This is a genomic window from Nocardioides sp. AX2bis, from assembly GCF_902506435.1.
GTDB lineage: Bacteria > Actinomycetota > Actinomycetes > Propionibacteriales > Nocardioidaceae > Nocardioides.
The window spans coordinates 50232-62042 of record NZ_LR733215.1; the positions used below are offsets into that span (position 1 = coordinate 50232).

Below are 11811 nucleotides of genomic sequence, written 5' to 3' on the forward strand. Positions count from 1 at the left end.
CCTCCGGCCCCCTCCCCGCGACCGACAGGACGTCTGCGTGAACGCCCCCGCCAAGACCTCGATCGACCACCTCTCCCTGCCCCGGCGCCTGGCCCGGACGATCCCGCCCGTGCTGGCCGGCGCCGCCGTGGGCGGTCTCGGCACCAAGCCTGCCTCCGCCTGGTACCGCGCCCTGCGCAAGCCCGCCTGGCAGCCCCCGGCCGCGGTGTTCGCCCCGGTGTGGACCGCGCTCTACGCCTCCGCCGCGGGCGCCACCGCGTCGATGCTCGAGCGGGTCCCGGTCGACGACCGCCACGACGTCGAGCGCGCGCTGTGGATCAACATGAGCCTCAACGCCGGGTGGTGCTGGCTGTTCTTCACCGCCGAGAAGCCGAGGCTGGCGCTCGCCGAGATCCTGCTCCTCCAGGCCTCGACCCTGGACCTGGCCCGTCGGGCGCACGCCGCAGGCGACGACCGGGCCGCGCTGGCGCTGGCGCCGTACGTCGGATGGAACGCGTTCGCGACCGCCCTGAACGTCGCGATCGTGCGTCGCAACCCCTGACTGCTCCCCGACCCGGAGGGGCGGGCGGGCCGTGGCAGGGTGAACCGGTGAGCTCCCCCGCCCCGCTGTCCCTGCCCGCCGTCGAGGTCGCCCAGGAGTGGGTGCAGGCCGAGGCCACGGCCGGTCTCGAGCGCGCCACCGGCCTGGTCGACGCGCTGCGCGCCACCCCGCCCACCGACGCGCTCGAGGCGCTGAGGCAGTGGGACGAGGTGCACCTCGCGCTGTCCAACGTCGCGGCGACGGGTTCCCTGCTCAGCAACGTGCACCCGCTCGAGGACGTGCGCGAGGCCGCCGAGCAGGCCGAGCAGGACGTCATGCGGATGCTGACCCGTCTCGGCCTGGACCGCGAGCTGTACGACGTCTTCGCCGGTCTCGACGGCTCCGGCCTCGACGCCGAGGCCGCGCGCCTGCTCGCCAAGACGCTGGACGACTTCCGCCGTGCCGGCGTCGACCAGGACGAGGCCACCCGGGCGCGGATCACCGTCATCAACGAGCGGCTGACCGAGCTCGACCAGAGGTTCGGCAAGGTGATCCGCGACGACGTCCGGACCGTCCGCGTCGCCCCGGAGCGGCTCGCCGGGCTGCCCGAGGACTGGCTCGAGGAGCACCCGGCCGACGACGACGGCCTGGTCACCGTCACCACCGACTACCCCGACGCGGTGCCGGTGCGGATGTTCGCCCACGACGCGGGCGTCCGCGCCGAGATGACCCAGGCGTTCCTGACCCGCGGCTGGCCCGCCAACGAGCCGCTGCTGCAGGAGCTCTTCACGCTGCGTCACGAGCTGGCCACGCTGGTCGGCTTCGACGGGTGGGCCTCGTACGACGCCGCGGTCAAGATGATCGGCGAGGGCCCGGCCATCCCGACCTTCATCGACCGGATCGCCGAGGCCGCCGAGGAGCCGATGCGGCGCGACCTCGCGGTGCTGCTGGCCCGCTACCGCGAGGACAACCCCGGCGCCGAGGTCGTCGCGCAGCCCGACGCGTCGTACTACGAGGAGGTCGTGCGCCGCGAGCAGCTGCAGGTCGACGCCCAGCAGGTGCGCACCTACTTCGACTTCGCCAAGGTGCGCCAGGGCCTGCTCGACGTGACCGGGCGGCTCTTCGGGCTCCGCTACGAGCACGTGCCCGCAGCACCCGTGTGGGCCGAGGACGTCACCTGCTACGACGTCTACGACGCGACCACCCCCGACGGCGGGGACGACGTGACCGAGCCGTTCGGCCGGATCTACCTCGACCTGCACCCGCGCCAGGGCAAGTACAAGCACGCCGCGCAGTTCACCCTCGCCGACGGCGTCGCCGGACGGCAGCTGCCCGAGGGCGTGCTGGTCTGCAACTTCTCGCGCGGGCTGATGGAGCACGACCACGTGGTCACGCTGTTCCACGAGTTCGGCCACCTCGTGCACCACGTGCTCGGCGGGCGCGGTCGCTGGACGCGCTTCGCCGGCGTGGCGACCGAGTGGGACTTCGTCGAGGCGCCCAGCCAGATGCTCGAGGAGTGGGCCTGGGACGCCGACATCCTGCGCACCTTCGCCACCGATGCCTCGGGCGAGCCGATCCCGGCCGACCTGGTGGAGAGGATGCGCGCCGGAGACGACTTCGGCAAGGGCTACCACGCCCGGACCCAGATGTTCTACGCCGCCGTGTCCTACTGGTTCCACCAGGACCGCCCCGAGGACCTGACCGCCCGGATGCGCGAGCTGCAGGAGAGGTACTCGCCGTTCCCCTACGTCGAGGGCACCCACTTCTTCGCCAGCTTCGGCCACCTGGGGGGCTACTCCTCGGCCTACTACACCTACATGTGGTCGCTGGTGATCGCCAAAGACCTGTTCTCCGCCTTCGACGCGGGCTCGATGTTCGACCCGGTCGTCGCGGCGCGCTACCGCGACCGCGTGCTCGCCCCGGGCGGCGCCAAGGACGCCGCCGACCTCGTCGCCGACTTCCTCGGCCGCCCCTACACCTTCGACGCGTACGCGGAGTGGCTGGCGCGCTAGGCGCTCCGCCCCACCTGCACCGCCCGGCCGGGGACTTTCCCTTGTCCCCGCCCGACAGTCGGCGTACGCTCACGATATATCGCGACTGGTTCACCGAATGTCGCGACAGCACGCATAGCGTGACGCCGACACGGAGGAGCAGTCATGAACCAGGGATTCCCGGGCCAGTGGGCCAAGCACATCGACGCCGTGTGGGGCGCGCAGCAGCGCCGTACGGCGGGCGGGCCGCACGGGCCCGGCGGCGGCCCGGCCGGCGGACCGCCGCCGTGGCTGGCCGGCCTCTTCGGGATGGGCCAGGGACCCGAGGCGAAGCCGCGCGCGCGTCGCGGCGACGTCCGCTCGGCCATCCTCGACGTCGTCCGCGCCGCTGCCGACCGCGGCGAGCCGGTCAACGGCTACCAGGTCATCCAGCAGATCGCCGAGCGCAGCGAGGAGGCGTGGCGCCCCAGCCCCGGCTCGGTCTACCCGACGATCAGCCAGCTCGAGGACGAGGGCCTGCTGGTCACCGACGAGACCCTCGGCCGCAAGAGCCTGAGGCTGACCGCGGCCGGTGAGGCCTACGTCGCCGAGCACGCTGCCGAGCTGGCGGCGGTCTGGACGCCCTTCCGGCGTACGCAGCCCGGCGCCGGCGGCGAGCACGAGGCGGCGGCCGACGGCAGCGGCGCGTCGTGGCGCGACCTCAAGCCCGAGATCGGGCAGATGATGAGCGCCGTCTGGCAGATCGTCACCAGCGGCTCGGAGGCGCAGAAGACCGCCGCCGCCGCGGTCCTCGTCGAGACCCGCCGCAAGCTGTACGGGATCCTCGCCGACGGCGAGCACCCCACCGCCGACCCGGACGGCCCGGCCGACGGCCGGACCGCCGACCAGATCGCCGGCGAGCAGGCCGAGGGCCCGCGATGAGCTCGCCGGCCGACCGGCCGCAGCACCCGTCCCGGCTGAGGGTCGGTGACCAGGAGCGCGAGCAGGCCGCCGCCGCGCTGGGGGAGCACTACGCCCACGGCCGGCTCTCCCACGGCGAGCACGCCGACCGCCTCGACGCGGCCTGGTCCGCGCGCACCCGCGCCGACCTCGACCTGCTCTTCCACGACCTCCCGGTCGCCGGCTTCCGGCCGACCCCGCCCCCGGCCGGCGTGGCCCGGGGTGGGCGGTCGGGGCGACCGGCGCGCTCCGGGCCGAACCCGTGGCTGCTCGTGCTCGCGATCGTCGCCGCCGTCGTGGTGCTCTCCCAGGTCCGCCTCCTGCTGCTCCTCCTGCTGGTCGTGGCCTTCGTCGCGGTGAAGCGCCACCGCCGCCGGGACCGTCAGGTCGCCGGCCCGCCGCTCTGGCACTGACCGGGCAACCGCCCGGCTACGGGCGGGCCGGGCGGACCAACGTCGCGCCCACGACCTCGTCCGGTCGACGGCCGGCCCGCGCCAGCAGCCGCCCGTCGGCGGCGTGCACCGTCGAGCCGCCCCGCGTGAGCGGGTAGGTCGACGCCGGGCCGGCAGCGCTCGCCACGGCGACCGGGACGCGCAGCGCCGCCGCCACCGCCAGGGTGCGCGCGCGGCGCACGTCCTCCTCGTCGGGCGCGTCGACCACCCCGGCGGCGTACAGGTCGACACCCGCCTCCGCGAGCCGGGCCGTGTGCCGGGGCTCGCCGGTGTCCTTGCAGATCGCGAGGCCGACCGCCCAGCCGTCGACGTCGACGACGCGGGCGCCGTCGCCGGGGCTGAACCGCTCCGCCTCGTCCTCGCCGAGGAAGGTCTTGCGGTAGGCCACGCGCGTCCCGGTCCCGTCCGCCCGCAGCACGGCGAGGTGCTCGAGCCCGCCCTCGCGCACCGGAGCGCCCGCCAGTGCGACGACACCCGCCGCACGGCACGCCGCCACGAGCGGGTCGAGCACCGGGTCGGCGGGGTCGACCGGGTCGGCGTCGAGCTCGTAGCCGGTCAGCGACATCTCGGGCAGCACCAGCAGCCGTGCCCCGGCCTCCGCGGCGGTCCGTACGGCGGCCACGTGCGCGCGCACGTTCGCCGGGAGGTCGTGGGCCACCGTTGCGGGCTGCGCCACGGCGACGGTGAGCGAGGGGCTGGGCACCCGTCGAGCCTAGGGGCGCGCCGTCGCGGGTGGCCCGCCGCGACGGTGCACACCCGTAGCCTCACCGTCGTGACCAGCTTCGGACTCGGCCCCGACCACCTCGAGCTGCGCGCGTGGGTGCACACCTTCGCCGCCGACGTCGTCCGCCCGGCGGCCGCCGAGTGGGACGAGCGCGAGGAGTTCCCCTGGCCGGTGCTCGAGGAGGCGGCGAAGGTCGGGCTGTACTCCCTGGACTTCTTCGCCACCCAGGCCTTCGACGAGACCGGCCTCGGCATCCCGCTCACGATGGAGGAGCTCTTCTGGGGCGATGCCGGGATCGGGCTGTCCATCGTCGGGACCGCCCTGGCCGCCGCCGGGGTCAGCTCCAACGGCACCGACGAGCAGGTCGCGGAGTGGGTGCCCCAGATGTTCGGCTCCCCGGGCGACCTGCGCACCGCCGCCTTCTGCTCCTCCGAGCCCGACGCCGGCAGCGACGTCGGCGCGATGCGCACCCGCGCCACCTACGACGAGGCCACCGACGAGTGGGTCCTCACCGGCACCAAGACCTGGGCCACCAACGGCGGGATGGCCGACGTCCACGTCGTGACCGCCGTCGTCGAGCCGGAGCTGCGCTCGCGCGGCCAGGCCAGCTTCGTGGTCCCGCCCGGGACGAGGGGCCTGTCCCAGGGCCAGAAGTTCGCCAAGCACGGCATCCGCGCCTCCCACACCGCCGAGGTCGTCCTCGACGCCGTCCGGGTCCCGGGCCGCTGCCTGCTCGGCGGCAAGGAGAAGCTCGACGCCCGCCTGGCCCGCGCGCGGGAGGCGCGTGAGGGCGCGACCCCCGCCTCGTCTGCGTCGTCGGGAGGCGGCAACGCCAGCATGGCGACCTTCGAGCGCACCCGTCCCGCCGTCGGCGCGCAGGCCGTCGGCATCGCCCGCGCGGCGTACGAGGTCGCCCTCGACTACGCCAGGACCCGCGAGCAGTTCGGCAAGCCGATCATCGAGAACCAGGCGATCGCCTTCGCCCTGGCCGACATGCGCACCAGCATCGACGCCGCGCGGCTGCTGGTGTGGCGTGCGGCCTGGATGGCGGCGACCGGCGCGAGGTTCGAGGCGGCCGAGGGCTCGATGTCCAAGCTCGTCGCCGGCGAGACCGCCGTCGCGGTGACCGAGAAGGCGATGCAGGTGCTCGGCGGCAACGGCTACACGCGCGACTACCCGGTGGAGCGGATGGCCCGGGACGCCAAGATCTACACGATCTTCGAGGGCACCTCCGAGATCCAGCGCCTGGTCATCGCCCGCACCATCTCCGGCGCCCCGATCCGCTGATCGGGACGCGGGCCACAGGCTGAGCCGTACCCTGGCCACAGTCCCACCCTGTGGTGCCACAGGTCACGTCCGGCTACCGGAACACCGCGAGCAGGACCAGAGTTCTACCTGTCGCGAGCCCTCGGAGTGCTCGCGCGCACCGCACCCCCCAGCGCACCAGGAGTGAGCCAGTCGTGAGGAACATCCGCGTCGCCGTGATCGGCGCCGGGCCCGCCGGGATCTACGCCGCCGACATCCTGACCAAGGAGCACCCCGGGGCCGAGGTCGACGTCATCGAGCGGCTCCCCGCGCCGTACGGCCTGGTCCGGTACGGCGTCGCGCCGGACCACCCGCGGATCAAGGAGATCATCAAGGCGCTGCGCCGGGTGCTCGACCGCGACGGCATCCGCTTCCTCGGCAACGTCGACTACGGCACCGACGTGACGCTGGACGACCTGCGCGAGCTCTACGACGCGGTCGTCTTCTCCACCGGTGCCATGTCGGACCGCACCCTCGACATCCCCGGGGTCGACCTCGAGGGCAGCCACGGCGCGGCCGACTTCGTCAGCTGGTACGCCGGGCACCCCGACGTCCCGACCGAGTGGCCCCTCGACGCCGAGCAGGTCGCGGTCGTCGGCGCCGGCAACGTCGCCCTCGACGTGGCACGGATGCTGGCCAAGCCGGCCGACGAGCAGCTGACCACCGAGGTCGCCGACAACGTCTACCAGGGGCTGAAGGCGAACCGCGCCACGGACGTGCACGTCTTCGCCCGCCGCGGCCCGGCGGAGATCAAGTTCTCGCCGATGGAGCTGCGCGAGCTCGCCCACTCCCCGAGCATCGACGTGCTCGTCGAGGAGGAGGGCTTCCAGATCGACGATGACGGCCAGTCCCGGATCAGCAGCAACAAGGGCACCCGCCTGGTCGTCGACACGCTGCTGAAGTACCTCGAGGCCGAGCCGACCGGTGCGCCCCACCGGATCCACATCCACATGTGCCAGAACCCCGTCGAGGTCCTCGGCGAGGACGGCCGCGTGGTCGGCATCCGCACCGAGAAGACCGAGATGGACGGCACCGGCAACGCCCGCGGCACCGGGGAGTTCGTCGACCACCCCGTGCAGGCGGTCTACCGGGCGGTCGGCTACCGCTCCTCGGCGCTGCCCGGCCTGCCCTTCGACGAGTCCCGGGGCGTGCTGCCCAACGACGCCGGCCGCGTCGTGGACGAGGACGGGTTCGCCGTCACCGGCGTCTACACGACCGGGTGGGTCAAGCGCGGCCCCGTCGGTCTGATCGGGCACACCAAGTCGGACGCCAACGAGACGGTCACCAACCTGCTCGCGGACCTCGACAAGCTGCCTGCCCCGACCGCCACCGACGACCTGCTGGCCCGCCTCGCCGAGCGCGGCGTCGACGCCACCGACTGGGAGGGCTGGGCCCGCCTGGACGCCCACGAGCTCGGCCTGGGCGAGGCCGCCGGTCGCGAGCGGGTCAAGGTCGTCCCGCGCGAGGAGATGCTGCGCGTCTCGCGCCGCTGACCCTCGGGCCCGTCCGCGGGCACGGGTGGGCCACGATGGGCCGCGGCGCGTCCGCGCCCCGAGCCCGAGGAGACCACCCGTGACCGCCACCCCGCAGCGAGCCGTCCAGGGACCCGCGCAGCGACGCACCCAGCGTCTGGCCTTCACCGGCACCATCACCGGTGCCGGCAGCACCTCGGGCACCCGCGTCGTGGTCGGCCACTGGCGGCGCTCGCCCCTCGGCGCGTTCGCCGACGCGATGGTCGAGACCGCCGAGGGGCACCGGGTGCTGGTCGCGCCGCGCCAGGACGTCGCGGACCTGGTCGCCGCGACGTACTCCTTCGACGAGGTGCGCGTCGAGCCGGTCGAGTGCGTGGCCGTCCCGACCTGGCTCACCTTCTCCTCGACCTCCCTGCGCCTCTCGGTCGGGGTCGGGCGGCGCACCCCGACCGGCTGGGCGCTGCGGGCCGTCCCCCGGCCGGTCGCGGTGGCCCCTGCCTGGACCCTCGTCACCGATCCTGCCGCGCGCCTGCTGCAGCGGGGCGTGCGCACGCGCGGTCGTGCCGGGGCAGGGCCCGAGGCCCGTCGCGAGTGGTACGGCGCCACCGACCACCACCGCGTGCACGCCCTCGCGGGCTGGTGGGAGGACGCCCCGCTCGGCTCCCTGGCCGACGTCAGCCCGCCGACGTCCTTCGGGTTCTCCTCCAGCCCGGCCGCGCCGTCGCGCACCGAGCTGGTCTCCACGATCGAGCTCTGAGCGACAGCCCCGACCGCGGCATAACCCCTGCTTATCGACAGGTCGCGAGGCAGCGCCTAGCCTTCGGGGTCGGGACGTGATTCCCTTCACGCGGTCCCGCCACCGTCGTCGAGGAGCACTCCCATGATCGTCCTGCACGCCTCCGTCGCCATCCTCGGCGTCGTCCTGCTCATCATCGTCCTCAAGGTCGATCCGGTGATCGCGCTGGTCACCGGCTCGCTCTACCTCGGGCTGGCCTCCGGGCTCGGCTTCGAGGCCACCATCACCACGATCGTCGAGGGCTTCGGCGGGATCATGGCCGAGGTCGGCCTGCTGATCGGCTTCGGCGTGCTGATGGGGTCGCTGCTGTTCGCGATGCAGGCCCTGCAACGCCTGGTCCTGGTGCTGCTGCGGGTCCTGGGGGCGCGGCGGCTGCCGTACGCGATGGCCGCGGTGATGACCACGCTGTTCCCCTCGATCTACGTCGACGTGCAGCTCGTCCTGGCCTCCCCGCTGGCCCGCTCGGCGGCGCCGGGCCTCGGCCGCAACGGCCTTGGGCTGATGGGTGGCGCGGTCACCGCCGGGATCCTGGTCGGGTACGTCTTCGTGGTGCCCGGCCTCGGCACCATCTCGATCGCCGGCCTGCTGGGCATCCCGCTCGGCACCATGCTCGGCTTCGGCCTGCTCGTCGGCCCGCTGACCGCGTTGCTCACCGTGCTGGTCTGGGCGCTGCTGCTCAAGCGCGGCTTCTGGAACCCCGAGCTCGACGAGCACGCCTCCGAGGCGCTGCTGGAGTCCGAGCAGCTGGCCGAGGAGCACGCCGGGGACCTGACCGGCGACCACGGCCGCAGCGTCCCGCCGCTGCTGGTCTCCCTGCTGCCGGTCCTGGTGCCGCTGGTGATGATCGCCTTCGGCGCGATCGCGGAGACCGTCGGCTTCTCGAACTCCTTCATCGCCTTCCTCGGCAACCCCGTGCTGGCGCTGTTCGTCGGCCTCGTCGGCGCCTACGTCCTGGCCAAGACCAGCATCGGCGGTGACCTCACCAACGAGGCCATGAGCAAGGGCTTCGACACCACCGGGCAGATCCTGCTGATCACCGGCGTCGGCGGGTCCCTCGGCGCCGTCATCGCCGCGACCGACCTCGAGGGCGTGCTCGGCGGGCTGTTCTCGGCCGAGGCCGGCGCCCCGGTCATCGTCAGCATCCTGCTGGCCTGGCTGATCGCCGCCGTGCTGCACCTGGCGATCGGCTCGATCTCGGTCGCCGCCATCACCGCGGCCGGCATCATCGGCCCGATCATGGGCCAGCTCGACGCCCCCGCGGTGATCATCGGCCTGGCCATCGGCGCCGGCGCGCTGTTCGCGCTGCAGGTCAACAGCAACTTCTTCTGGATGTTCCAGACGCTGATGGGTGTCTCGACCCGGGGAGCGCTGAAGGCGCTGACCCTCGTCACCGCGCTCGCCTCGGTGATCGCGCTGCCGCTCATCGCCGCCCTGAGCCTGGTGGTGTGAGGCGTGCGACCGCTGGAGGGCATGACGGTCGTCTCGCTCGAGCAGGCGATCGCCGCGCCGTACGCGAGCCGCCAGCTGGCCGACCTCGGGGCCCGGGTGATCAAGGTGGAGCGGCCCGGCGTCGGCGACTTCGCCCGCGGCTACGACACCCGCGTGCGCGGCGAGAGCTCGCACTTCGTGTGGACCAACCGCAGCAAGGAGTCGTTGACCCTCGACATCAAGGACCCCCGCGGCCTCGACGTCCTGCGCCGGCTCCTGGCCACCGCTGACGTCTTCATCCAGAACCTCGCCCCGGGTGCCGCCGCCCGTGCCGGCCTCGGCGCCGCGGAGCTCCAGCGGGTCAACCCGCGACTGGTCGTCTGCGACATCTCGGGCTACGGGATCGGCGGGCCGTACGAGTCGATGAAGGCCTACGACCTGATGGTGCAGGCCGAGGCCGGGCTGCTCTCGGTCACCGGCGACGGTGACGACATGGCCAAGGTCGGCATCTCGGTCTCCGACATCGCCGCCGGGATGTACGCCTACAGCGCGATCCTCGCCGCGCTGCTCGAGCGCGGCCGGACCGGCACCGGCGCCCACCTCGACGTCTCGATGCTCGAGGCGACCGTGGAGTGGATGGGTTTCCCGCTCTACTACGCCTTCGACGGCGCGCCGCCGCCGCCCCGCGCGGGCGCCGCGCACGCCACGATCTACCCCTACGGCCCCTTCACCGCCGCCGACGGGGGCGTGGTGATGATGGCGATCCAGAACGAGCGCGAGTGGCAGCGGTTCTGCGAGCGGTTCCTCGGCGACGCCGACCTGGCGCTGCGACCGGAGTACGTCACCAACTCCGCCCGCAGCGAGAACCGCGAGTCCCTCGCCGCGGTGGTCGGGGCCCGGTTCGCCGCCCTGACCAGCGCCGAGGCCGCCGCCGCGCTGGCCGCCGTGCCGGTCGCGCACGCCCGGGTCAGCACCATGCAGGACGTGTGGGACCACCCCCAGCTGGCGGCCCGTGGTCGCTGGCACGCCGTGGGGACCCCGGCCGGGCCCGTGCCCGCGCTGGCCCCGCCCGGCGGGGTCGACGCCGCACCCCGGATGGACCCCGTGCCGGCGCTCGGCGAGCACACCCGCACGATCCTGGGCGACCTCGGCCTGAGCGGCGCCGACATCGACGAGCTCGAGACCGACCGGGTCGTCTGAGCCGGACCGTGGACGTCCTCCAGCTCCGCTACCTCGTCGCCGTCGTCGACGCCGGCAGCCTCTCGCGCGCCGCCGAGGTGCTGCGGATCTCGCAGCCGGCGCTCAGCCAGCGGATGAACCAGCTCGAGCGCGAGCTCGGCGTGCAGCTGCTGGACCGCGGGCCCCGGGGCGTACGCCCCACGCGCGCCGGCACCGACTTCTACCGCGACGCCCACCGGCTGGTGCGCCAGTTCGACGAGCTGGCGGCGTCGGCGGCCGCCGAGCACCCCGTCCGGGGCCTGGTGGCCGTCGGCCTGCCGTCGGGCGCGGCGGTGCACCTGGCCGCGCCGCTCTTCGGCTGGGCCCGCGAGCACGTGCCGGGGGTGCGGCTGGAGCTCTTCGAGTCGATGAGCGGCTACGTCGACGAGCTGTTCGACCACGGTCGGACCGACCTCGCGATCCGCTACGTCGACCCCCTCGACCCGGCCGCCCGGGCCGTCGCCGCCGGGACCGGACGGGCCGGCGAGGCGCTGCTCTACGACGAGGAGCTGCTCCTGGTCGGCGACCCGCCCGAGCCGACCCGGGACCCCGACCGGGTCACCCTCGCCGAGCTCGCCGCGATCCCGGTGGTCGCCCCGGGCACCCGCAGCAGCCTGCGGCAGCAGCTCGAGCGGGCGATGCGCCGCGAGGAGCGCACCCTGCGGGTCGTGGCCGACGTCGAATCGCTCTCCACCATGCTCCGCATCGCGCGCAGCGGCGGCGCCTGCGCGGTCGTGCCGGCGTCCACGGCCGCCGACAGCGCCGCGGACGGGCTGGCCGTGAGGCGCACCGACCCGGCGCTGCGTCGTACCGCCGTGCTGCGGACCGCGGCGACCACCTCCGCCCCCCACGACGCCGTCGCCGCGGTGCGCAGCGGCGTCACGACCCTGACCCGGGAGCTGGCCCGCAGTGGCCGGTGGCCCGGCATCGAGCTCCGGGAGGACCCCTCGTGACCACCCCCACCAC

The 11811-nt window shown here is 74.1% G+C and carries 11 protein-coding genes; 10 read left to right on the plus strand and 1 reads right to left on the minus strand.

Annotation, left to right across the window (positions count from 1 at the left end; translation table 11 throughout):
* Positions 1–37 precede the first annotated feature (37 nt).
* The 4 genes from GV155_RS00240 to GV155_RS00255 all read left to right on the plus strand — a co-directional run bounded on the left by GV155_RS00240 (position 38) and on the right by GV155_RS00255 (position 3863).
* Positions 38–541 carry a TspO/MBR family protein gene (locus GV155_RS00240; RefSeq protein WP_201300001.1) on the plus strand — a complete coding sequence of 168 codons (504 nt, stop codon included), beginning with the start codon at positions 38–40 and terminating at the stop codon, positions 539–541.
* A gap of 47 nt (positions 542–588) precedes the next feature.
* Positions 589–2532: a M3 family metallopeptidase gene (locus tag GV155_RS00245; RefSeq protein WP_236553746.1), complete on the plus strand. Its 1944-nt coding sequence runs from the start codon at positions 589–591 to the stop codon at positions 2530–2532.
* A gap of 144 nt (positions 2533–2676) precedes the next feature.
* Positions 2677–3432 (plus strand): PadR family transcriptional regulator, encoded by a 756-nt coding sequence (locus GV155_RS00250; RefSeq protein ID WP_160004158.1) that lies wholly within the window; start codon positions 2677–2679, stop codon positions 3430–3432.
* Positions 3429–3863, plus strand: coding sequence for a DUF1707 SHOCT-like domain-containing protein (locus tag GV155_RS00255; protein ID WP_160004160.1), 435 nt, complete (start codon positions 3429–3431; stop codon positions 3861–3863). Before GV155_RS00250 ends, GV155_RS00255 begins: the two co-directional genes overlap by 4 nt.
* 16 nt (positions 3864–3879) lie before the next feature.
* On the opposite strand, the gene GV155_RS00260 is transcribed toward GV155_RS00255, so the two are convergent.
* The gene (locus GV155_RS00260; protein WP_160004161.1) at positions 3880–4605 is read right to left on the minus strand and encodes a carbon-nitrogen hydrolase family protein; all 726 of its coding nucleotides are present in this window, start codon (positions 4603–4605) and stop codon (positions 3880–3882) included.
* 69 nt (positions 4606–4674) lie between these two features.
* Here GV155_RS00260 and GV155_RS00265 point away from each other — a divergent pair, with 69 nt between their 5' ends.
* The 6 genes from GV155_RS00265 (at position 4675) to GV155_RS00290 (ending at position 11798) form a co-directional block, all read left to right on the plus strand.
* Entirely contained in the window at positions 4675–5913 is a 1239-nt protein-coding gene (locus GV155_RS00265) for an acyl-CoA dehydrogenase family protein (RefSeq protein ID WP_160004163.1), read from the plus strand.
* 173 nt (positions 5914–6086) lie between these two features.
* A complete protein-coding gene (locus GV155_RS00270; RefSeq protein ID WP_160004165.1) occupies positions 6087–7424 on the plus strand; it encodes an FAD-dependent oxidoreductase in 1338 nt (445 codons plus the stop codon).
* 79 nt (positions 7425–7503) lie between these two features.
* A complete protein-coding gene (locus GV155_RS00275) occupies positions 7504–8160 on the plus strand; it encodes a hypothetical protein (RefSeq protein WP_236553748.1) in 657 nt (218 codons plus the stop codon).
* A gap of 123 nt (positions 8161–8283) precedes the next feature.
* The gene (locus GV155_RS00280) at positions 8284–9648 is read left to right on the plus strand and encodes a GntP family permease (RefSeq protein WP_160004167.1); all 1365 of its coding nucleotides are present in this window, start codon (positions 8284–8286) and stop codon (positions 9646–9648) included.
* Between the two features lie 3 nt (positions 9649–9651).
* A complete protein-coding gene (locus GV155_RS00285) occupies positions 9652–10827 on the plus strand; it encodes a CaiB/BaiF CoA transferase family protein (protein WP_160004169.1) in 1176 nt (391 codons plus the stop codon).
* Positions 10828–10835: 8 nt separating this feature from the next.
* Entirely contained in the window at positions 10836–11798 is a 963-nt protein-coding gene (locus tag GV155_RS00290; RefSeq protein WP_160004171.1) for a LysR family transcriptional regulator, read from the plus strand.
* The last annotated feature ends 13 nt before the right edge of the window (positions 11799–11811 follow it).